Origin of the sequence: uncultured Roseicyclus sp. (assembly GCF_937892565.1) — a bacterium.
Classification (GTDB): Bacteria; Pseudomonadota; Alphaproteobacteria; order Rhodobacterales; family Rhodobacteraceae; genus Roseicyclus.
The window spans coordinates 1-19896 of sequence record NZ_CALAHQ010000030.1 but is presented as its reverse complement, the minus strand read 5'-3'; the positions used below and the strand labels follow the sequence as shown (position 1 = coordinate 19896).

Genomic DNA, 19896 nt, shown 5'->3' with positions numbered 1-19896 from the left:
TTGACCCGCTGTTCACCGAGCCTCTGGGCGTCTGCCCAAGGCGGCGGCCGTCTGGCCCGCACAAATGTTGATCGGGAAAATCCATCTGAAACATCTAACTTGCGCCCCGTAGCTGATCCAGATTGCGATAGCCCCTGACCCCCTGAAAGGACCAGAGATCAAGCGCAGCAGGTTCTGCGACGACCAGATCACTGACATTCAAAAGGCGCATGCGGCGGGGGTTTCCATCGCCGATCTGTGCCGCAAGCAGGGCGTCAGCGATACCGACACTTGCAAGTGGCAAGCAAAGTATGGCGGCATGGATGCCAGCGAGGCCAAGCGCCTTAAGGGGCTCGGGGACCTGAACGACCGCCTTGGACGGGTGCTGACCGATGCGGTGCTTGACAATGCGGCGCTGAACGACCTGACTTGAGAACTCTATGGTCGGCATTTCCTTGGCATGGGTGTCATGGGTTTTGTCTTGCGCCTCAGGCTGCGGCCAACCCCAATATCGCCCGCGCCTGCGCCACCGTCGCCACCGGGCGCTCGTAACGATCGCACAGATCGACCACGCGGCGCACCAGCGCGGCGTTGGAGGGGGCGAGCGTATCGCGATCGATGCGGACGTTATCCTCAAGCCCCGTCCGGCAATGGCCGCCTGCGGCCACGCACCATTCGTTGACCACGATCTGATGACGCCCGATGCCCGCCGCGCACCATTGTGCGTCAGGCGCCAGACGGCCCAGCGTGTCGATGAAGAAATCAAAACTCGGGCGGTCCACGGGCATGGCATTTTTCACACCCATCACGAACTGCACGTAAAGCGGCCCCTTGAGGCGACCGTCGCCCTGCATTTTGGCGGCCTGAAAAATATGACTAAGATCAAATGCTTCGATCTCTGGCTTCACGTTGTACTTTAGCATTTCCGATGCCAGCCAATCCACCAGATCGGGCGCGTTTTCATAGACGCGGGTGGGGAAATTGTTGCTGCCTACGGTCAGCGAGGCCATGTCGGGCGACAAGGACAGCATGCCGCCCCGTTCACGGCCGGCCCCCGACCGCCCCCCGGTCGAAAACTGAAGGATCATGCCCGGGCAATGCTTTTCCAGCGCTTCTTTCAGGCGGGCAAAGCGTTCGGGGTCTGAGGTCGGCGTCTGATCTTCCATCCGCACATGGGCATGCACGATCGAGGCGCCCGCCTCAAAGGCGGCATGGGTGCTTTCCACCTGTTCGCTGATCGTGATGGGCACCGCGGGATTGTCTTGCTTGCGCGGGACAGAGCCCGTGATGGCGACACAGATGATACAGGGTTTCGTCATGGTCTTGCCTCCCTCGACCGAACGCGAAACCTGTCGCGTGATCGCGCGCCAAGGTCAAGACGACACGGCCAGATCCACAAACCGACGGACCAGTGCCGACACATCGACCCGCGCCCCCAACCGGGTGGCCAAAAGATAAAGCCCGCCGATCTTGCGCTGCAAGAACAGCGTCTCGGGCGGCGGCAGATGCCACAATTCCCGTTCGCCGCCGATCGCAAGACCGCGTTCGCGCAACCGATCGGCCAGATCATTGCCCCGAAAATCAAACGGCTCAGGCCCGCGCAAAACGGCAAAACCCAGCTCGGACATGGCAAGGATACTGTCGCGATGATGCGCCGAAAGGTCCGGCTTGATAAAGCCGATCCGCTCAAGGCCAGACACGATCGCGTCGCGGTCGCCGTCAAGACCGGCGCGCAACAGCGCAAGATACCCGTCTGATATCGTTTTTGAAATCTCACGCGTGGCGCCGAAATCCAGCAACACGATCTGCCCGGTGGCCGGACGCCAGCGGTAATTGGCGAAATTGGGATCGGTCTGCATCAGGCGAAACTCGAACAATTCGCGCAGGCACAATTCGATCAGCGCATGCACCGCCCCATCGCGCAGGTCCGGCGCGGCATCGGCCAGCGTTTCGATCGGCTCGGACGGCTCGAACCCCATGGCCAGCGCGGCGGCCCGCGTGCGAAGGGGGTCAAGTGCGGGCACGACAAAGCGCCCATCCCCCGCCAAAAGCCCGCCGAACCGCGCCAGGGCCGCGCCTTCGCGGGCATAATCGGCCTCTTCATGCAGTTGGCGGCGCGCCTCATCCATCAGGGGTGCCAGATCCAGTTCGCGCGGCCACAGACCGGACCAGCGGATCAGGGCGGCGGCATTGTCAAGATCGCTGTCGATCGCATCACGGACGCCGGGATATTGCAGCTTGATGGCCAAGGGCTGCCCCTCGGGCGACAGGGCGCGGTGGACCTGTCCGATCGAGGCGGCGGCCAGCGGCCTTGTGTCAAAGCTGCGGAACAGATGCCGGAAATCGGTGCCGTAGCTGTCTTGCAGCACCTGTTTGAGCTGCACAGGCGGCATGACATGCGCCGAGGCCCTGAGACGGGCCAGAATCGCCTCAAGCTCGGGCGACAGGAAATCGCCCGCCTCCATCGACAAAAGCTGGCCCAGCTTCATCGCCGCCCCGCGCATTTCCGACAGCCGGTCGGCCAAACGGGTGATGTTGCCGGGCGTCAGCACCAATTCCTGCAGGCGTGGCCGGCGACCGCCCAGCAGCGCCTGCGCCCCCGACAGCGCCACACCGCCCGCAAGCCCGGTCGCCAGCCCGCCCATGCGGCGCGCGCGCGCAAACCGGCCCGCGGGCACCGGGCGCATTCGAAAAGCATCGGTCGGTGTCATGGTGTTGGCCTTGGAACGGGCAGATGGGGTGCATCTAGCGCGGTCTGCTGCCGTCTCAATCCGGGCGCGGCAGCTGATCGGTCTGGCGACGGCGAAATCCCTGCGGTGGCGCGTCATCGGCGCGGCGGCGCGGGCGCGGGGATGGCGCATCGGTGCCGCGGGCCACGGGCCGCTCGGAATGCAGCGCATAGCGCCCGCGCCCGGCCCGTTTGGCGGCATAAAGCGCCGCATCGGCATCGGCCGTCAGCTGTTCGGGGGTTGGACGGTCGGGGTAGCTGTTGACCAAGGCGATCCCGATCGAGGCAGAAATCCGGCAGACCTGACCATGGTGGATCACCGGTGCCTCGATGGCTTCGATCAGGCGCGCGGCGATGCGCGACAACTCGGCGGGGTCGGTACAATCGCGGATCAGCGCGGTAAACTCATCGCCGCCCACCCGCGCAGCCATGTCGCCCAGCCGCAACTGGTGGCGCAGCACATGACCGACGCGCGCCAGCACGGCATCGCCCGCGGCATGGCCAAGGCTGTCGTTGATCTGCTTGAACAGATCGAGATCGATCTGGATCAAGCCAAAGGCATCGCCGGGGTCGGCAAGCGCGCGCGCAATCTCGGCATCCATGGCACGGCGATTGGCCAGCCCGGTCAAGGGATCGGTCAGCGCCTCTGCCTCGGCCATGGCGCGGGCGGCTTCCAGACGTTGGGTCAGATGGCGTGACAACGCCATGGTCGAGGCATTCGCCTCATGCAGATACAACAGCTCAACCGTCTGATCGCAGGGCGAGAAATCATTCAGCGTCAGCCCAAAACCCGCCACCGCCCTGGCAAAGGACAGCCCGAGCGAAATATCAAGGATCATGCCCGCCCCACCCGGCAGCACCGCCAAAGCACCGCGCAGCGGCAGGTTCGGGGCCGCCACAAGCGCCAGACCAAGCCGCTGGCCAACAAGCTTGGCCAAGGCCCCCATTGTGGCGATGCGCGCGGGGCGGCGCAGTTCGATCGTCTCGAACAGGGGCTGACCGGCCAGATCCCGCCGCCCCGCCATCTTGGCCAGCGTCGGCCCCGCCTGAACGATGACGCCATCGGCATCGATCCACAGATGCATCGGCATCAGCTGATCCAGCGCCCCGCCCGACAGGCCAATGACGCGACCCAAGCTGGGCGGAAGGCCGATCATGCGCCCGCTCGTGCAAGATCAAAGCTGCGGCCTTCGGAAAAGGCGGCGTCGAGCAGCTGAATATCGACGCATTCCGTGCCATCCTGCGCGATCCCCCCAAGGCTGAGAAGCGCCAGCGCGCCATAATCATCGGCCATGGCGCGCAGACATCCCATCAAGATCGGGCCAATCCCCGGCACAACCCAGCGCGCACAGACACGAAACCGCGCCCCCTCGGCCCGTTCCAGCGTGATTTGCGGCAGATCGAGCTGTGGCAACACCAGGCGCCCGCGATCGCCCAGATCTTCCAGTGCGTGCAGGAAATCGATGAAGCTGGTGCCGGAAAACCGCATCAAGCGGCGCAGCGGCTCAAGATCGGGGTCGGTCACCAGCCATGTGCCCAGATCCTCCAGCACCGCGTTGGGCTGTTTGTGCAGCACAGCCGCCGCAGACTGCACGCAGGCTGGCATCATCGCGTCGGGATATTCCAGCATCGCTTCGAAATCATCAAAAGGCAGCCCCGCCTGACGGCGCACCTGCGTCCAGACGTGTTGCCCATAGGTGGCTGTCAAAAAGCCCTGCAGGGCGCGGTTGACCATGCCATGCATTTTCGCGGCCCATTCCTTGTCTCGCGGCGCACCCTGCGCGCGTGAGCCAAGCGATAGGTGCCAAAGGTAAACGCAAGCTTGCACAGACCGTGCAACACCATGACAATTGCGCGGATATCGATGCGACTGGCCTAGAAATCGGTCGGCGCGCCGCCCTCGGATTTGCGGCGGGCAACGAAATCGGCCAACTCGTCGTGGATCGCCACATCCATCGGCGGGGCTTCGAATTCGGCCAGGATGCGCTTGTACACCTCATGGGCGCGCGCTGCACTCCAAAGCCCGCCCGCGGCCTGCCACGCCTCGTAGTTGCGCCAATCCGACAAGAAGGGGCTGTAGAACGCGTCCTGATAGCGGTCCTGGGTGTGCTGGCAGCCGAAATAATGCCCGCCCGGCCCCACTTCGGCGATGGCCTCGATGGCCAGATCGGCCTCGGTGGTGCCCAGAATCTGGGGTTCCATATAGCGTTGGAATTGTTGCAAAACCTCGCAATCCATCACGAATTTCTCAGGCGATGCGATCAGCCCGCCCTCCAGCCAGCCCGCGGCGTGATAGACCATGTTGGTCCCCGATTGCACCGCAGCCCAAAGCGAATTCATCGTCTCCCACATCGATTGGCCATCGGGCACATTGGCCGCGCACACCCCCGAGGACCGCAGCGGCAGGCGATAAAAGCGCGCCATCTGGCCGGTCATCTGGGTCGCGCGAATGTATTCCGGCGTGCCAAAGGCAGGCGCGCCCGATTTCATGTCCACATTGGATGTGAATGTGCCGATCGCCACCGGACAGCCCGGCGCGATCCATTGCAACAGCGCAATCGCCGCCAGCGCCTCGACGATCGACAGCATCACCGCGCCCGACAGCGTCACCGGCGCCATGGCCCCCGCCAGGGTGAAGGGGGTCACGATGACCGGCTGGCCGCGTTTGGCGTGGCGCATCGCGCCATCAAGCATCGGCCAGTCGTGCTTGAGCGGGCTGACCGAATTGATGTTGGTGTACATGCGGGGCGTGGCATCGAATTCGGCATGGCTGAGCCCGCCCGCGATGCGCACCATTTCCATCACATCCTCGACCCGTTCGGGGCCCAGCGAATAGGCATGCACCACCTTGTCGGTCAGCGTCAGCTTGTCGAACAGGCAATCGAGATGGCGCACCCCCGCATGCACATCGACCGGTTCCACAGGGTAGCCGCCTGCGAAATGGATACAGTTGAAATACTGCGTCAGCTTGATGAATTCGCGATAGGTGGCCAGATCGCCGGGGCGCTTGCCACGCTCCAGATCCCAGGCATTGGGCGGCGACGAGACATTGCCGAACACGATATGCCCATCGCCGATGGTGATGCGCTTTTCAGGGTTGCGCGGGGTCAAGGTGAAAGACGGCGGCGCCTTGGCCACCATTTCCTCGACGAAATGGCGATCAAAGCGCACATTCTGCCCGTCGATCTTGCAGCCCGCGGCCTTGAGGTGGGCCAGCGCCGTTTCATTCAGAAACTCGACCCCGATATCGGCCAGAACCCGCATCGCGCCATCATGGATGGCCTGCACGCCTTCGGGCGGCATGGGTTCGGTCGGGCGGTCAAGATTGACCGGCACCCGCCATGGCATCTGGTCGATCGCATGGGCCGTGCTGCGGGCGGCATTGGCCGCGCGGCCGCCCGAACGGCGGCGGCGGGTGGCGGTGTCATCGGTCATCGGATCGGGCCTTCCTCGCGCCATCCGGCGCGGTCGTCTGCGGGTTCGCGGCCCAGACAACCGCATCGGCAAGGGGCTGGATCGCCCGTCTCCGACATGCGCCGTCGCATTTTCGCGATGCGGCCCGACCCCGCCCCGATGATCAGGTCTGCGCTGCGATCCAGGCGGGCAAGGCGCCGATATCGGGCAGCACCACATCGGCATGGGGGGCCAGATCCGCGGCGCGGGCCACGCCGGTCAGAACGGCCACCACCCGCATCCCGGCGGCGCGGCCGGCCTCCAGATCATGGCGGCTGTCACCCACCATGACGCAGGCGCGCGGGTCCAGATCCAAGGCGCGGGCAAAGCCCGTGCACATGCCCGGATGGGGCTTGGCGCCATGACCCGAATCATATCCGGCGATATACTGAAAAACATCAATGATCTGCGCGACTTCCAGCTGTTTCCGTGCCGCCGTTTCGGCATCGTTGGTGGCAACACCCAAGGCTATTCCGCCCGCCATGAACTGGGTCATCAAGGGTCTGAGCGGCACGGCCGGCACCATGCGTGCGCTGCGTGCGGCCTGCGCAAGCCGGATTTCCAACGCGGCCGTGTCGCGATCGGGCATAAAGGGGGCAATCGCCCGAGCCTGGTCGCGCGCAGTGCCCGCAATGGACAGGCTGTCAGGCAAAAAGACCCTGTTTTCAGGATCATATCCAAGGGCTGCGGCCACATTCGCAAAGCGGGCGGCATCACCTTGGGCCAAATCCGAAACCAGACCATGCGCCCATTCCCCCCAGCTGCGCTGGAAATCAAACAGCGTTCCGTCCTTGTCGAACAACAATCCTGCAATCATGCGATGCCCCTGTGCCAATCCACGATCCCCACTTGCTTCTGTCATGCAATTGCAAAACCGCGTGACAGACTGACTGCTGCCTTTTATAGACCATGATCAGAATGGACGGCACAGAACAAAAGTTCGGCCTGCACGACAGTGCGGCCCACCACATTACCCGCTCCGCACGGCTGGTGGAGCGGCGGGTGGAAACGGTTTTGCGCCGGTTCGGTCTGACGCGGGTGGAATGGTGTGTTCTGGTTGCGGTCGTCGATGAATTGAAAAAGAACCCCTCCGAGATTGCGGATTTCATCGGCATTGACCGCACGGCGACGTCGCGCGCGCTGCGGCAACTGGAAACCGCAGGCTTGATCGAGCGCGAGATGGGGCGCGATGATCGCCGCACCACCGAGGTTCGCCTGACCGAACAGGGTCTGACCAAGTATCGTGCAGCCCTGCCCATGTGCCGCGACACGGCCCAGCATTTTCACAACAAGCTGACCTTGGATGAGCTGGCCACGTTGCTGGATCTGCTGGCCAGGTTGACGCGTGACGAACACCCCTGAGCCCACTGGCCGGACGATCACGTCCAGGCAGGCAGATCGCCCCCCGGCAAAGCGGCACGGATCACCATGACCTCTTCGGGGCGCCATCCCTGATCGGTCGCACAGCCAATGACCCACTGATCGTCAAGCAGCAAGAAATCCACCACCGAGGCCAGAAATTCCGGATCACCCGCCCGTTCCCGCAGATCAGCCTCGGTCGCGCCGGTCGCCCCCAGAAAGACCGGAAACAGATCCTCCTGCCCGGCCAACCAGGCCAAGATGACCACGGCCCGCGTTTCAGCGATTTCTTGCTTCATCCACAAGTTCCGTTCCCGGGCTAAAGAGTTTGTTAACCATTCACGATCACAAGCAGGTTACAGTGTATCTGGTTCCGCTGCCCAGATGATATGTACGTGTAATTCGAGTATTCGGTGAGAGGCGCGCATGACAGGGCGAATTCTGGTCGTAGACGATGTGGCCACGAACCGCATCGTTATGAAGGTCAAGCTGGCATCTGCCTGCTATGACGTTGACCAAGCTGACTGTGGGGCAGCGGCGCTGTTCGCCGCGCGCCAGCTGCTTCCTGATCTTATCTTGCTCGATGTCTTGATGCCGGACATGTCGGGTCTGGATGTTTGTCGACAGCTCAAATCCGATGCCGATACCGCCGATATTCCCGTGATCTTGATCACGGCGCTGGCCGACCGCGAAAGCAAGATGGCCGGGCTTGAGGCGGGCGCGGATGATTTCCTGACCAAGCCGGTGGATGAGGTGACGCTTTTGGCGCGGGTGCGCTCGCTCTTGCGCGCGCGCGACACGGCACGCGAATTGCGCCGCCGGGGCGAGCCCGCGCTTGGCTTTGCCGAAGCCACCTCTGGCTATGGCGCGCCGGAAAAGCCGGGGCGGATCGCGCTGATTGCGCCGGGGCCCAAGGGTGCGGTGCTGTGGAAAACGGCACTGGATGACCGGCTGGGGGGCGAGGTGTCGATCTTGCCGCGCGATGCCGCGCTGACGGGTTTTGGCGCCGATGACACCGATGCGCCCGATATCTTCGTGATCGCCGCCGATCTGTCACAGCGCAACGAAGGGTTGCGCCTGTTGTCCGACCTGCGCTCGCGCCCGGGCACACGCAATGCCGCCAGCATCATGATCTTGCCCGAGGGTGACAGCGAACGCGCGGCGATCGCGCTGGATCTGGGGGCGCATGACATCTTGTATGACAGCTTCGATGCGCAAGAGCTGGCGCTGCGGATCCGCGCGCAGATGGTGCGCAAGCGTCAGGCCGACCGGCTGCGCGCCTCGGTCGAGGCCGGGCTGGAAATGGCGGTGACCGACAGCCTGACGGGGCTGCACAACCGCCGCTATGCCATGTTCCAACTGGACCGCATGATCGCGCAGGCCGGTCGCGGGGTGGCGGTGATGCTGCTCGATATCGATCATTTCAAACGAATCAACGATACCCATGGTCATCCGGTTGGCGACAAGGTGCTGAACCTTGTGGCGCGGCGGCTGCGGGCGGAATTGCGCAGCACCGACCTGATCGCGCGCATCGGTGGCGAGGAATTCATGGTGGCACTGGCCGAAAGCGACCGCGCCGTGGCGCTTGAGTGTGCCGAACGGCTGCGGGTGGCGATATCGGACCAAAAGCTGTCTGTCGGCGGTGAAACCCCGCCCCTGAGGGTGACAATCAGCATCGGTTTGGCGCTGTCGGCCCCGGGCAGCGGCGAAACGGCGCAAAGCCTGATCGACCGCGCCGATGTGGCCTTGTATGGTGCCAAGTCGCATGGCCGCGATCAGGTCACGGTCGCACCCCGCAGCGCCGCCTGACACCGCGGCCGCGCGCTCAACCGTCCGGGCCGCGCCCCCCCATGCGCCGCAAGGCCCGATCAAGCCGCAGGGCCAAGGCGGCACGCTGGGCGGCATCCATCTGGTCGATCTGATCGAGAATGGCGTTGTGACCGATCCCTTGCAGCGCCTCGGCCGCCCCGCGCGTCCGGCGCAGCGCCGCCTCGGCCGCGGCCCGGTCAAAGGGTTCGGTCCCCAGGACCTGACGCAGCGCGACCAGAGCTTCGCCCAAGGCCCGTCGTTCGGCCCGCAGCGCCGCGCGGTCGATGCGCGCGGCAAATCCCGCCCGATCCTCGCGCGACAAGGCCATGGCAAAGGCGCCCAATCCCAGCGATCTGAGATGCCCATCGGTGCCGCGCCCCTGTGGGCCGCCCGCGATCATCGCCCCCGCGACAAGGCCGGCAATCGCCAGATTGACCGCCAGCGACAGGGCCAGCGCGATCTTGAGCGCGCGCGCGCCGCGCTTGGGTTCCGTCGAAACAGTGATCGGGTCAGACATCGCCCCCCTCCTCCCACAACAGGCCGATCTCGGGCAATGCGCCGCTGGTGCCGGACCAGACCCCGATCTGGCCACCCGTCAGGCCATCGACGACATCGGGCGCCAAGAACCCAAGGGCAAGCCCTGTCACCCCCGCCAGCGTCACACCCGTCAGGCCGCGCCAGCCGCCAAGGGCCGCCTGCACAACCGCAAGCAAAGATGCACCGCGCGCCGTGTCGGGGCGTGCGGGCGTCAGGCTTGGCTGTGTTGCCTGCACCCGGGCGGCATCCGCCAAAACCCGCGCCATCAGCGCATCCGACACCGCCCCGCCCCCGCGCGCGGCGGCCAGATAGGGCGCCAGCCTGTCATCATCATGGTCCATCGTCATAGCCCAGGGCCTCCTTGCTGTTGGCCAATGCCTGCGCCAGCGCGCGCTTGCCACGGGCGGTCAGGCTTTCGACAGCCTCCACGCCCAGATCCAATATCGCGGCGATCTCGGGGTTGGACAGGCCTTCGATATGGCGCAACACCACCGCCTGTCGCTGGCGGTCCGGCAAATGCGCCAGTGCCGCATCAAGCGCCGCCATCCGCCCCTTTTCGATCAGCCTGTCCTCGACCCCGGGCTGGCCATCCCGAGCCAGATCCGCATCTTCAAGCGACGCGGTCCGGCCCGATCTGCGCAACCGATCCGTGCACAGATTGGCCACCACCCGATAAAGCCATGTCGCAGGCTGTGCCGCCCCATCTTGCTGCCATCCCGCCGCCGCACGCCAGAGCCTCAGCATCGCCTCTTGCGCCACATCCTCGGCCTCGGCCCGGTCACCCAGCACACGGGCGGCGTGGCGTAGCGCACGCGGCAAGAGCCGGGCCGCCAAAACCCGGGACGCGCCCGGATCGCCATTGGCAAAAAGGACCATCAGCGCCCCATCGGACAGCGCAGCATATGCGGGCGGATCGCCGATCATGGGTCAAGATACCGCCCCGGTGTTCCAATGGGAATGCACGGCGCGCAATCGCGCCGCGCGCACCCCCGCATCTCAGCCGCGCCAAAAGCCATGACCCCGGCGGTCACCACGACCATCACCATGACCCCGGCCCTCCCGCATGCTGTCTTGCGCGGCCTCAAGCTCTTCGGCGCTCAGGCGGCCATCCGCGTCGGCGTCAAGGCGATCGAACAGCCGGTTCATCCGGGCGGTGCGGCGGGTGTCTTGCATCGCGTCGATCTCGGCCTTGCTGAGCGCACCATCCCCGTCGCTGTCGGCTTGCGCAAGCATCCGGTCGATCCCGGCTTCGGCGCGCTGCGCGGCGGCGGCAAGCAATTCGGCGCGCGATATCCGCCCGTCACCATCGGTATCGGCGGCGGCAAACATGCCTGCGGGGCCCGCCTGCATCTCGTCGCGGGTGATCGCACCATCGCCGTCGCGATCCATCTGCAACAATCCCATGCGGCCGCCCAGCCCCGGATCAGCCCAAGCGGGGGCGGCCAAGGCCAGCGGAACGAGCAGGGCGAGGGTGGGGAATTTGATCATGGACATCTGCGGGTCTCCTGTTTGTGGGTGTCTCAATGCGTGTTTCACGCGCGCGGCCGCGATTTCCGTCGCGAAAATTTTCGCAAGCCGCGACGACAGCGCACTGGACGGCGCAGCCCGGGCGCCGCATCTAGCGGTGCATGAGCTTTGACGACCCCACCCTTCGCCCCGAATTCCGGCCCGGCCCGCCCGAACGGCCCGCCCTGCCCGCGATTTTGCGTGGATTGCGCCGTTGCTGCCCCAACTGCGGCAAGGGCCGGCTGTTTCAGGGCTATCTGAGGCTGGCGCCCGCCTGTCCCGCCTGTGGCGAGGATCTGAGCCATGCACGCGCCGATGACGGTCCTGCCTATCTGTCGATCCTGCTGACGGCCAAGGTGATGGGCACGCTGCAATTGCTCACCTATGATCTGTTGCGACCGGACCCTTGGGTGATGGCGGTGGTGTTCTCGCTGGGGGTGGTTGCGATGGCGCTTTATCTGTTGCCGCGCTTCAAGGGGCTGATCGTCGGGATACAATGGGCCAAAAGGATGCATGGGTTTTGACCGACAAAAGCGCCCTTCGCGATGCCGCAACGGTCATCGTCTTGCGCGATGCCGCCACGCGGCCGCGCGTCTTGATGGGCCAGCGCGGCACGGATGCGGCATTCATGCCGTCCAAGTTCGTCTTTCCCGGCGGCGCGGTGGATGGGGTCGATGCCACCATCCCGCTGGCGGCCCCGCCACGGCCCGACTGCGCGGCGGCGCTGGTCAATGACAGCGCCCTGCCCGCCGCCACGCTGATCGCGGCGGCCACGCGCGAGTTGTGGGAAGAAACGGGCCTGTTGATCGGCGCGCCCCACCCGACGGCCACAACCATGACCGCGCCACAGGGATGGCGGGGCTATTTGGGCACCGGGCATCTGCCCGATGGAACGGATGCGCGTTTTGTGTTCCGCGCGATCACACCGCCCGGTCGCCCGCGCCGGTTCGATGCGCGCTTTTTTCTGGTCGACGCCAAAGCGCTGCGCAACGATCCCGATGATTTCAGCCGCGCCGAGGATGAATTGGGGCATCTCCACTGGGTGCCGCTCGATGAGGTGCGCAGCTATGACATGCCCTTCATCACCGAGGTCGTGCTGGCCGAGCTTTCCGCCCTGATCACAGGCCGCAGGCCGCCCGGCGTGCCGTTCTACGACAACCGCACCGAGGTCAGCCGGTTTTCGCGGCTTTGAGGCGTGCCGCCCTTGGCGGGCCGATCTGCAGGGCGCATTAAAGCCCGAAAATCCTTGCGCCCAAGGACAGCCAGAGTGGCATCATCGCAAAGGCCAAAAGCGTCTGCACCGTGATCATCGCGGCCATCAAGGGTGCATCGCCCCCAAGCTGACGGGCCAGCGTATAGGCGGCCACCCCGGTGGGCAGCGCGCCATGGATCAGCGCGACCCGTGCGGTCAGCGGTGGCAACCCAAGGGCCATCGCACACCCAAGAATGACCAGCGGAAACAGCACAAGCTTGCCCACAGCGGCCAGCGCCACGGGCCAAAGATCAGCCGCGATGGACAGTGCGATCGTGATCACAGCCAAGACCCCGACAAGATCAGGACCAGCGAGATGATCAGCAGGGAAAAACCGGCGATTTCCTTTCGGCTGGAGCGTTCGCGCAGCCAGAGCGCCGAAAACAGAAAGGTAAAGACCAGCTCGATCTGACCCAATGCCTTGACATAGGCCGCCGTCTGCAAGGCAAAGGCGGTGAACCACCCCAAGCTGCTCAGCGTCGATGTCAACCCCACCAGCCCCGAAACCCGCCATGAGGCAAAGACCCGCCCGATTTCGGACCGGTCGCGCCAGACCAGCCAAAGCCCCAGCGCAACGGTCTGCACGCTAGTCGCGGTCATGAGGGCTGTTGCGGCACGCAGCACCTCATCGCCGCCCGTCAAGCTCAGCGTCGCGCCCCGATAACACACCGCCGAGACGCCGAACAACAGCCCCGACATCAGCCCATAGCCCGATGCAGCGTTGAAAAGACGCGCGTGCCAGGGCAAGGCGATCGGGCTTTCAGGCGGATCGGACAGCAAGATCACGGCGACAAAGCCCAGCATGATGGCCATCAGCACAGGCATCGACACCGCCTCGCCCAGCACGATCAGACCGATCAGCGCCGTCAAGATCACCTCGGTCTTCGACAGCGTTACACCCACGGCGAAATTGCGCCGCCCAAACAGCGCCACAACACAGGCCGTGGCCAGCATCTGTGCCATGGCCCCGCCCACCGCATAGGCCCAGAACACGGCCATGGGCGCAGGCATGGCTTGCCCCGTCAGTGCAAGCCACAGCCCGAGAAACAGCGCGACAAAGGGCGTGGCAAAGGCAAAGCGCGCCCATGTCGCCCCCATGGTCGACAAGGTCGTGACCCGCAAATGCCGTTGCAGCAGAAACCGCAGGTTCTGCATGAAGGCGGCAAAAAATGTTGCAAGGATCCAGACCGGCATGCCCCCTCAGATGCGCGCTCTGCGCGGGGCCTGCAATTCAATTCCGACGCTCGGCCGGCGCGCGATAGAGCGGATGGGGCACGGGTTCCTTGGCACGCCACAGATGGCGGCGGGCAACCTCGGCGTAGCTGGCATAGGCATAGCCGCCATTGCGCGTCAGGTAGCGGTCGCGATTGGCCCGGTAAAGCGCGGGCAGCCGATACCATGGCAGGCGCGGATGCATGTGATGAACGACATGCAGATTGTTGTTGAGAAAAAGAAAGGCCAGCAGGCCGCGATCCTCGATCACGGCGGTGCGCCCGGAAGCGCGCGCATGGGCTTGATGTTCCAGAAAGGTGCGGATCTTGAGCACCGCAAGCCCGCCATAACAGGCCAACAGATAGGCCCAGAACGGCATTGGCGATGCGATGACCAAACCCACAAGCGCGGCCGTGACCGGGATGTGCCAAAGCCAGCCCCACAACACCGCCCGATCGCCCGCACGGATCGCGCGCCAATCAGCGGCCATGAACGCGATCTGACCGATGATCGGGCCCAGGATCATGCGGCCCGAAAGCGTGTTGTTGGCGTTCAGAAGCGCTTGCCGCCACCCCGTCAGCCGCGACCAGACCACCGGATCAAGATAATTCGTTTCCGGATCATCATAGGGATCGGTCAGATTGGCATCTTGATGATGGGCCAGATGCGTGTCGCGAAACCGCAGATAAGGCACAAACAGATTGAAGGCCGGAAAGACCAGCATCTCGCCCAGCCAGCGACGGGCAAAAGGATCCCCATGCAAGACCTCGTGCTGAAGCGAGGATTGCAGCGCGATCACCGGGATCAAGATCGCCACCGCCAGACCCAAGCTGGCCATGGGCACCCAGAACAAACAGATCATCAACAGCCCGTAGCTTGCCGCGATCAATGCCAGCGTCGGCCATTCGACCCGCATGGGCCCCCTCGATCCGTTGCACCGGATCAATCCGGCGGCCCATGTCTATGGGATCTTGCGCCGGGCGCGCAGTCAGGGTTTTCTCTCCAAAAATGCAACAATGTTGAGAATACAAAACAATGGAGAGTTTCATCGACAAGCGCCGTGTTGCCGCGACCTTTCGCGACCGGTTGGCCATCGCCCTGATGGCCACGGGCAAAAGCCGGGCGGTACTGGCGCGCGCTGTGGGGGTGGATCGTTCAAGCATCACCCAGATGCTGGCGCCGGGCGACACGCGCATGCCCGGGGGCCATGTCGTGGCCGCCTGCGCGCAGGCGCTCGATGTCTCTGCCGATTGGCTATTGGGGCTGACCAACCGCCCTGAACAGGCGGGCGCGCTGCTCGACAGTTCGCTGTCGATCTCGGAAACCGGGCGGGCGACCGGCCTTGACGATCAGATCTTTGCCTGGCACCGCGAAGCCGAAGGCTACAAGATCCGCCACGTCCCCGCGACGCTGCCCGACATGCTCAAGACCAACGCGATGCTGCGCTGGGAATATGCGCCCCTCACCCACCGCAGACCGGATGCCGCCATCGATGCGGCGGCCGAGCGGCTGGATTGGATGCGGCTGAGCGAAAGCGATTACGAGATTGCCATCGCGCTGCATGAATTGGAAAGCTTCGCGCGCGCCGAAGGCTATTATGCCGGCCTTGATGCCGATATCCGTCGCGCGCAACTCGATTGGCTGTGCGAGGTCTATGATCAGTTCTACCCCAGCTTGCGGATTTTCCTGTTCGATGCGCGCCTGGTGTGGTCGGCGCCCGTGACAGTCTTCGGGCCCAAGATGGCGGTGATCTATCTGGGCCAGCACTTCATCGCCTTTCGCGACCGTGACCGGGTGCGCACGCTCAGCCAACATTTCGACTGGCTGGTGCGCGAGGCGAGCGTATCGGACAATGCGGTGGCCGCGCACCTGCGGGATCTGCGCCGGGTCGTGGCAGAGTGAACGCCGCGCCCGCCTGGCCCGGCCGGTCCGCCGTGCAAAAGACCCGAGGTCCTTGGCCGATGGCGACCGGGGGACGCCTTCGGCGAGAGTATTTGGAAAGCAAAGATGTGCAGCTTGTCCTCCACCCCTATCCTTGCGGCTTCGGGGCAGAGGACGCGCCATCTTCGCTTGCGGTCATCGGCTCTCCAGCCTGTACCGCGGCACCATCTTGCCGCGCGACCGGTTAACGAAACGTTAAGGGCCCTCTTTGCTTCGAAAATACTCCGGGGGGAGTCGCGGCACGCGACGGGGGGCTGGCCCCCCTTTTTGCCCTTTCGATCAGGATCTGACGCCGGCAAAGCGGCGGGCCCATTCGGCGCGCGTGTCGTCATCGATCTTGGCGAACATCACCTCGGGCACGCGGAAGGCATGGCCGGGGGGCAAGGCCGACAGCGCCGTTTCGGCGCTCTCGGGCCATGCGACATCCACCCCCATCGCGCCGGCCATGCTGGCGGCCGCATCGGGGATGAAGGGCGCCGAAAGCCCCGCATAAAAGGGGATCAGGTTCAGCGCGAGCCGCGTGATGGCGGCGGCACGGTCGGGATCATCCTTGTAAATGGTCCAAGGTCCGGCCGATTGCAGATATTCATTGCCCACCACCCAGATCGCGCGCAATTCGGCGGCCGCCTTGCGGATCTCGATGGCCTCCATATGCGCCTGATAGCGTGTCAGCCGCGCCTGAAGATCGGCGACAAGCGCGATCTCTTGCGGGCCGTAGTCGCCGCCGTCTGGCACGACCTCACCGAATTTGGCGCGGCAGAATTTGGTGATGCGGCTGACGAAATTGCCCAGGACATCGGCCAGATCCTTGTTCACATCCTGCTGGAACGCCTCCCATGTGAATTCGCTGTCCGAGGTTTCGGGCGCGTGGCTGAGCAGCCACCAGCGCCAGTAATCGGCAGGCAGGATCGACAAGGCCTGATCCATGAACACGCCGCGCCCTTGGGAGGTGCTGAACTGCCCGCCGTCATAGTTCAGATAGTTGAAGGATTTGATGTAATCGACCAGCTTCCACGGCTCACCGGACCCCAGAATCGTCGCGGGGAAAGACAGGGTGTGAAACGGCACGTTGTCCTTGCCCATGAACTGGACATAGCGGACATCCTCGGCCCCCTTGTCGGTGCGCCACCAGCGTTCCCAATCCGCCCCCTTGCCCGCATCGACCCATTCGGCCGCACAGGCGATGTATTCGATGGGGGCGTCGAACCAGACGTAGAACACCTTGCCCTCCATCCCCGGCCAATCCTGATCGCCCTTCTTGACGGGAATGCCCCAATCCAGATCGCGCGTGATGCCGCGATCTTGCAACCCGTCGCCGTCATTGAGCCATTTCTTGGCAATCGAGGTGGTCAAGACCGGCCAATCGGACTTCGAGTCGATCCATGCCGACAGGTCATCACGCATCGCTGATTGGCGCAGGTACAGATGCTTGGTCTCGCGCACCTCCAGATCGGTGGAACCCGAGATCGCCGAGCGGGGGTTGATCAGGTCGGTCGGGTCAAGCTGCTTGGTGCAGTTTTCGCATTGATCGCCACGCGCCTTGTCATAGCCGCAATTTGGACAGGTCCCCTCGATGTAGCGGTCTGGCAGGAAACGGCCGTCGGCGTTGGAATAGACCTGTTTCTCGCTGACCTCGCGGATCAGGCCGGCATCGGCCAGACGGCCCGCGAAATGCTGGGTCAGGCGGTGGTTCTGCGGGCTGGAGGACCGACCGAAATGATCAAAGGACAGCCGGAACCCTTGCGCCAGTTCCGCCTGAACCGCCCACATTTCCGCGCAATACTGATCGACGGGCTTGCCCGCCTTGGCGGCGGCAAGCTCGGCGGGCGTGCCATGTTCATCGGTGGCGCACAAAAACAGCACCTCGGCGCCGCGCGCGCGCATGTAGCGGGCGTAAAGATCGGCGGGCAACTGGCTGCCCACCAGATTGCCCAGATGCTTGATCCCGTTGATATAGGGGATCGCCGAGGTGATCAGAATGCGTGCCATCATGGCCTCCGGGATGCGCTTTCACCCCGTTTAGCGCCGCACGATGCCAGAGGCCAGAGGCCAGAGGGCAGCCGCTATTGTGCCGTGTAGCCCCCATCGACCAGATGGCAAGAGCCGGTGATGAACGACGCGTGATCCGACAACAGGTAGCAGACCAGCGAAGCGACCTCTTCGGGTTGGCCCATCCGGCCCAGCGCATGCTGCCCGGAAAGTGCTTTTTGCGCATCCTGATCAAGCCCCTGATCCACCAGAGGCGTATGGATAAAGCCCGGCCCCACGGCATTGACACGGATACCATCGCCGGCATGATCGAGTGCGGCGGTCTTGGTCAGACCCACCAGCGCATGTTTTGCCGCCACATAGGCCCCTGCACCCGCAAAACCCACGCTGCCCAGGATCGAGGAGATATTGACGATCGCCCCACCCCCGGCAGATTTGATCGCGGGAATGGCGTAGCGCAGGCCGTAGAACACGCCATGCAGGTTCACATCGATCACCTTGTGCCAATCTTCCAGCGCATAGGCACCCAAGGGCGCCAGCGGGCCGCCGATACCGGCATTGTTGACCATCAGATGCAGGCCCCCGGTTTCGGCCTGGGCAAAGGCCACAAGCGCCGCGACCTGATCGGGTTTTGTCACATCGGTCACAAAGGCGCGGGCGCCATATCCGATGGCGCGCGCGGCGGCCTGTGTCTTGTCGAGATCGAGATCAGCCAGCACGACACGCGCGCCACTGGCCGCGAGCGCATGCGCAATGGCCAGCCCGATGCCTGATGCAGCCCCTGTCACAATCGCGGTTTTGTCGTCAAAGCGCAGATCCATGAGTGCTCCCCGATCTGTGATGGCACGGACCAGATCAGCCTAGCAGCCCCGCGGCTTGGCGCCTTGTTCTGGATCAAGACCGATCAGCGCGGGCGCCGAAAGATGCGCCCGACCAGAAAGGAGGTGCGCGGTATCCACACATACGGGCCACGCTGATCGGCCGGCGGCCTGTGGCGCATCCGGATCAAGCCAAAGATCAACAAGCCCACATGGGCCAGCGCGACAAAAACGAACAGCGCCGAGGGGCCGAAATAGCTGATCAGCCCCGATGTCGCGACCGGCGCGGCAATGGCCCCCAAGGCATAGGCGAACATCAGGGCGGCCGAAAGCTCCACCCGCTGCGCATCTTCGGCCCAATCATGGGCATGGGCGGCCGCAATCGAATAGATCGGAAATGTGGCGGCGCCAAACACCAAGGCCGCAAGGAATACCCCCCAGACCCCGAACCCCGACAGCGCAACGGTGATGCCACAAGACAGGATCGATGCGACCGAGAACCAGACCAGCACATGGCGGCGGTCGTAGCGGTCGGCCAGCCAGCCCGCAGGCCATTGTGCGAATGCCCCGCCCAGCACATAGGCCGCCAGAAACAGGCCGATCTGATCGGCGCTCAGGCCCACTTGGGTGCCGTAAAGCGGGCCCACCATGCGAAAACTGGCCCCCGACACCCCCGATACAACCACGCCCACCACCGCCAGGGGCGACAGACCCCAGGCCAGCCCAAGGCGCAGCCGCGGCGCCAGGCCGGTCTCGGGCTGCGGCAACCGTGTCAACGTCAGCGGCAAAAGCGCGGCACAACACAAAAGCGCCAGCAGGTTATAGGAAACATAGGCGGCCGGTTCCAACACGCCGATCATCAGCTGCGCGATCAGCGATCCGCCCGTGTCCACCATCCGGTAGGTGCCCATGGTGCGCCCGCGATTGGCGTTGTCGGTCTTGGCCTGCAACCAGGCCTCGATCACCGTGTAGCAGCCCGCCACGCAAAACCCCGATGCCGCCCGCATCAAGGCCCAGGCATAGGGATCGACAACCATCATATGCGCCAAAAGCCCGATGGCGCCCATGGCGGTAAAGGCTGCAAAGGCGCGAGAATGGCCCACCTCGCCCATCAGGCGCGGCGCCCACCAGCACCCGATGAAAAAGCCCGCGAAATGCGCCGATCCCAAAAGCCCGATCTGCCCGTTGGTAAAACCCAGCAGGGTGCCCGACAGCACATCGAGCGGCCCCACCCCCCCGGTCGAAAGCTGCAACAGCATGACCGACAAGAACAGCGCGGCAAATGAAATGATCAGGCGCATGGGATCACGGGG

22 protein-coding genes and 1 pseudogene are annotated in these 19896 nt (G+C 64.4%); 6 read left to right on the top strand and 17 right to left on the bottom strand.

The features are described 5' to 3' along the window. Positions 1 to 157: 157 nt before the first annotated feature. Positions 158 to 406: pseudogene (locus Q0094_RS04405) on the top strand (transposase); the annotation flags it as partial. Positions 407 to 467: 61 nt separating this feature from the next. Here Q0094_RS04405 and Q0094_RS04400 read toward each other — a convergent pair. The 6 genes from Q0094_RS04400 to Q0094_RS04375 all read right to left on the bottom strand — a co-directional run bounded on the left by Q0094_RS04400 (position 468) and on the right by Q0094_RS04375 (position 6977). Beyond that, positions 468 to 1298, bottom strand: a complete 831-nt coding sequence (locus tag Q0094_RS04400) for a 3-keto-5-aminohexanoate cleavage protein (protein ID WP_297615647.1) — start codon at positions 1296 to 1298, stop codon at positions 468 to 470. A gap of 54 nt (positions 1299 to 1352) precedes the next feature. Then, positions 1353 to 2666: an AarF/ABC1/UbiB kinase family protein gene (locus tag Q0094_RS04395; RefSeq protein ID WP_297615645.1), complete on the bottom strand. Its 1314-nt coding sequence runs from the start codon at positions 2664 to 2666 to the stop codon at positions 1353 to 1355. Positions 2667 to 2745: 79 nt separating this feature from the next. Then, the gene (locus tag Q0094_RS04390) at positions 2746 to 3864 is read right to left on the bottom strand and encodes a diguanylate cyclase (protein WP_297615643.1); all 1119 of its coding nucleotides are present in this window, start codon (positions 3862 to 3864) and stop codon (positions 2746 to 2748) included. Continuing rightward, positions 3861 to 4451, bottom strand: coding sequence for a heme NO-binding domain-containing protein (locus tag Q0094_RS04385; RefSeq protein ID WP_297615641.1), 591 nt, complete (start codon positions 4449 to 4451; stop codon positions 3861 to 3863). The genes Q0094_RS04390 and Q0094_RS04385 overlap by 4 nt, the downstream gene beginning before the upstream one ends. A 131-nt stretch (positions 4452 to 4582) precedes the next feature. Beyond that, the gene (locus Q0094_RS04380) at positions 4583 to 6142 is read right to left on the bottom strand and encodes a trimethylamine methyltransferase family protein (RefSeq protein ID WP_297615639.1); all 1560 of its coding nucleotides are present in this window, start codon (positions 6140 to 6142) and stop codon (positions 4583 to 4585) included. Positions 6143 to 6284: 142 nt separating this feature from the next. Then, positions 6285 to 6977, bottom strand: a complete 693-nt coding sequence (locus tag Q0094_RS04375; protein WP_297615637.1) for an HAD family hydrolase — start codon at positions 6975 to 6977, stop codon at positions 6285 to 6287. Positions 6978 to 7078: 101 nt separating this feature from the next. On the opposite strand from Q0094_RS04375, the gene Q0094_RS04370 reads away from it, so the two are divergent. Then, positions 7079 to 7522 (top strand): MarR family transcriptional regulator, encoded by a 444-nt coding sequence (locus Q0094_RS04370; RefSeq protein ID WP_297615635.1) that lies wholly within the window; start codon positions 7079 to 7081, stop codon positions 7520 to 7522. A gap of 17 nt (positions 7523 to 7539) precedes the next feature. Here the strand turns inward: Q0094_RS04370 and Q0094_RS04365 are convergent, their stop codons facing one another. Continuing rightward, positions 7540 to 7818 carry a DUF3572 domain-containing protein gene (locus Q0094_RS04365; protein WP_297615633.1) on the bottom strand — a complete coding sequence of 93 codons (279 nt, stop codon included), beginning with the start codon at positions 7816 to 7818 and terminating at the stop codon, positions 7540 to 7542. A gap of 127 nt (positions 7819 to 7945) precedes the next feature. Between Q0094_RS04365 and Q0094_RS04360 the strand changes: the two genes are divergently transcribed. Beyond that, the gene (locus Q0094_RS04360) at positions 7946 to 9328 is read left to right on the top strand and encodes a diguanylate cyclase (RefSeq protein ID WP_297615631.1); all 1383 of its coding nucleotides are present in this window, start codon (positions 7946 to 7948) and stop codon (positions 9326 to 9328) included. Between the two features lie 16 nt (positions 9329 to 9344). Here Q0094_RS04360 and Q0094_RS04355 read toward each other — a convergent pair whose 3' ends face one another. From Q0094_RS04355 to Q0094_RS04340, 4 genes are all read right to left on the bottom strand, one after another. After that, on the bottom strand, positions 9345 to 9845 hold the full coding sequence (locus tag Q0094_RS04355) for a periplasmic heavy metal sensor (protein WP_297615629.1): 501 nt from the start codon (positions 9843 to 9845) through the stop codon (positions 9345 to 9347). After that, on the bottom strand, positions 9838 to 10212 hold the full coding sequence (locus tag Q0094_RS04350) for a hypothetical protein (protein ID WP_297615627.1): 375 nt from the start codon (positions 10210 to 10212) through the stop codon (positions 9838 to 9840). The genes Q0094_RS04355 and Q0094_RS04350 overlap by 8 nt, the downstream gene beginning before the upstream one ends. Further along, a complete protein-coding gene (locus tag Q0094_RS04345) occupies positions 10196 to 10789 on the bottom strand; it encodes an RNA polymerase sigma factor (protein ID WP_297615625.1) in 594 nt (197 codons plus the stop codon). The genes Q0094_RS04350 and Q0094_RS04345 overlap by 17 nt, the downstream gene beginning before the upstream one ends. 72 nt (positions 10790 to 10861) lie before the next feature. Then, positions 10862 to 11353, bottom strand: coding sequence for an EF-hand domain-containing protein (locus Q0094_RS04340; protein ID WP_297615623.1), 492 nt, complete (start codon positions 11351 to 11353; stop codon positions 10862 to 10864). 140 nt (positions 11354 to 11493) lie between these two features. Here Q0094_RS04340 and Q0094_RS04335 point away from each other — a divergent pair, with 140 nt between their 5' ends. After that, on the top strand, positions 11494 to 11895 hold the full coding sequence (locus tag Q0094_RS04335; RefSeq protein ID WP_297615620.1) for a DUF983 domain-containing protein: 402 nt from the start codon (positions 11494 to 11496) through the stop codon (positions 11893 to 11895). Next, positions 11868 to 12563 (top strand): NUDIX hydrolase, encoded by a 696-nt coding sequence (locus Q0094_RS04330; RefSeq protein WP_297615618.1) that lies wholly within the window; start codon positions 11868 to 11870, stop codon positions 12561 to 12563. Before Q0094_RS04335 ends, Q0094_RS04330 begins: the two co-directional genes overlap by 28 nt. A gap of 37 nt (positions 12564 to 12600) precedes the next feature. Here Q0094_RS04330 and Q0094_RS04325 read toward each other — a convergent pair whose 3' ends face one another. Genes Q0094_RS04325 through Q0094_RS04315 form a run of 3 tightly spaced genes read right to left on the bottom strand, consistent with a single transcriptional unit; the run spans position 12601 to position 14751 of the window. Next, entirely contained in the window at positions 12601 to 12906 is a 306-nt protein-coding gene (locus tag Q0094_RS04325; RefSeq protein WP_297615651.1) for an AEC family transporter, read from the bottom strand. Beyond that, positions 12903 to 13817: an EamA family transporter gene (locus Q0094_RS04320; RefSeq protein ID WP_297615616.1), complete on the bottom strand. Its 915-nt coding sequence runs from the start codon at positions 13815 to 13817 to the stop codon at positions 12903 to 12905. The genes Q0094_RS04325 and Q0094_RS04320 overlap by 4 nt, the downstream gene beginning before the upstream one ends. Positions 13818 to 13854: 37 nt before the next feature. Continuing rightward, positions 13855 to 14751 carry a fatty acid desaturase gene (locus Q0094_RS04315; RefSeq protein ID WP_297615614.1) on the bottom strand — a complete coding sequence of 299 codons (897 nt, stop codon included), beginning with the start codon at positions 14749 to 14751 and terminating at the stop codon, positions 13855 to 13857. Positions 14752 to 14870: 119 nt separating this feature from the next. On the opposite strand from Q0094_RS04315, the gene Q0094_RS04310 reads away from it, so the two are divergent. Next, positions 14871 to 15737, top strand: coding sequence for a helix-turn-helix transcriptional regulator (locus tag Q0094_RS04310; RefSeq protein ID WP_297615612.1), 867 nt, complete (start codon positions 14871 to 14873; stop codon positions 15735 to 15737). A 318-nt stretch (positions 15738 to 16055) separates the two neighbouring features. On the opposite strand, the gene metG is transcribed toward Q0094_RS04310, so the two are convergent. The 3 genes from metG to Q0094_RS04295 form a co-directional block, all read right to left on the bottom strand. Further along, positions 16056 to 17765, bottom strand: coding sequence for a methionine--tRNA ligase (gene metG, locus Q0094_RS04305; RefSeq protein ID WP_297615610.1), 1710 nt, complete (start codon positions 17763 to 17765; stop codon positions 16056 to 16058). Positions 17766 to 17839: 74 nt separating this feature from the next. Next, the gene (locus Q0094_RS04300) at positions 17840 to 18586 is read right to left on the bottom strand and encodes an SDR family NAD(P)-dependent oxidoreductase (protein WP_297615608.1); all 747 of its coding nucleotides are present in this window, start codon (positions 18584 to 18586) and stop codon (positions 17840 to 17842) included. Positions 18587 to 18669: 83 nt separating this feature from the next. Next, positions 18670 to 19884: an MFS transporter gene (locus tag Q0094_RS04295; RefSeq protein ID WP_297615649.1), complete on the bottom strand. Its 1215-nt coding sequence runs from the start codon at positions 19882 to 19884 to the stop codon at positions 18670 to 18672. Positions 19885 to 19896: the final 12 nt, after the last annotated feature.

Coding starts and splice junctions, on each gene's coding strand:
- Q0094_RS04400 (WP_297615647.1), bottom strand. CDS start 1,298: ATGACGAAACCCTGTATCATCTGTGTCGCCATCACGGGCTCTGTCCCG.
- Q0094_RS04395 (WP_297615645.1), bottom strand. CDS start 2,666: ATGCGCCCGGTGCCCGCGGGCCGGTTTGCGCGCGCGCGCCGCATGGGC.
- Q0094_RS04390 (WP_297615643.1), bottom strand. CDS start 3,864: ATGATCGGCCTTCCGCCCAGCTTGGGTCGCGTCATTGGCCTGTCGGGC.
- Q0094_RS04385 (WP_297615641.1), bottom strand. CDS start 4,451: ATGCATGGCATGGTCAACCGCGCCCTGCAGGGCTTTTTGACAGCCACC.
- Q0094_RS04380 (WP_297615639.1), bottom strand. CDS start 6,142: ATGACCGATGACACCGCCACCCGCCGCCGCCGTTCGGGCGGCCGCGCG.
- Q0094_RS04375 (WP_297615637.1), bottom strand. CDS start 6,977: ATGATTGCAGGATTGTTGTTCGACAAGGACGGAACGCTGTTTGATTTC.
- Q0094_RS04370 (WP_297615635.1), top strand. CDS start 7,079: ATGGACGGCACAGAACAAAAGTTCGGCCTGCACGACAGTGCGGCCCAC.
- Q0094_RS04365 (WP_297615633.1), bottom strand. CDS start 7,818: ATGAAGCAAGAAATCGCTGAAACGCGGGCCGTGGTCATCTTGGCCTGG.
- Q0094_RS04360 (WP_297615631.1), top strand. CDS start 7,946: ATGACAGGGCGAATTCTGGTCGTAGACGATGTGGCCACGAACCGCATC.
- Q0094_RS04355 (WP_297615629.1), bottom strand. CDS start 9,845: ATGTCTGACCCGATCACTGTTTCGACGGAACCCAAGCGCGGCGCGCGC.
- Q0094_RS04350 (WP_297615627.1), bottom strand. CDS start 10,212: ATGACGATGGACCATGATGATGACAGGCTGGCGCCCTATCTGGCCGCC.
- Q0094_RS04345 (WP_297615625.1), bottom strand. CDS start 10,789: ATGATCGGCGATCCGCCCGCATATGCTGCGCTGTCCGATGGGGCGCTG.
- Q0094_RS04340 (WP_297615623.1), bottom strand. CDS start 11,353: ATGATCAAATTCCCCACCCTCGCCCTGCTCGTTCCGCTGGCCTTGGCC.
- Q0094_RS04335 (WP_297615620.1), top strand. CDS start 11,494: ATGAGCTTTGACGACCCCACCCTTCGCCCCGAATTCCGGCCCGGCCCG.
- Q0094_RS04330 (WP_297615618.1), top strand. CDS start 11,868: ATGGGCCAAAAGGATGCATGGGTTTTGACCGACAAAAGCGCCCTTCGC.
- Q0094_RS04320 (WP_297615616.1), bottom strand. CDS start 13,817: ATGCCGGTCTGGATCCTTGCAACATTTTTTGCCGCCTTCATGCAGAAC.
- Q0094_RS04315 (WP_297615614.1), bottom strand. CDS start 14,751: ATGCGGGTCGAATGGCCGACGCTGGCATTGATCGCGGCAAGCTACGGG.
- Q0094_RS04310 (WP_297615612.1), top strand. CDS start 14,871: ATGGAGAGTTTCATCGACAAGCGCCGTGTTGCCGCGACCTTTCGCGAC.
- metG (WP_297615610.1), bottom strand. CDS start 17,765: ATGGCACGCATTCTGATCACCTCGGCGATCCCCTATATCAACGGGATC.
- Q0094_RS04300 (WP_297615608.1), bottom strand. CDS start 18,586: ATGGATCTGCGCTTTGACGACAAAACCGCGATTGTGACAGGGGCTGCA.
- Q0094_RS04295 (WP_297615649.1), bottom strand. CDS start 19,884: ATGCGCCTGATCATTTCATTTGCCGCGCTGTTCTTGTCGGTCATGCTG.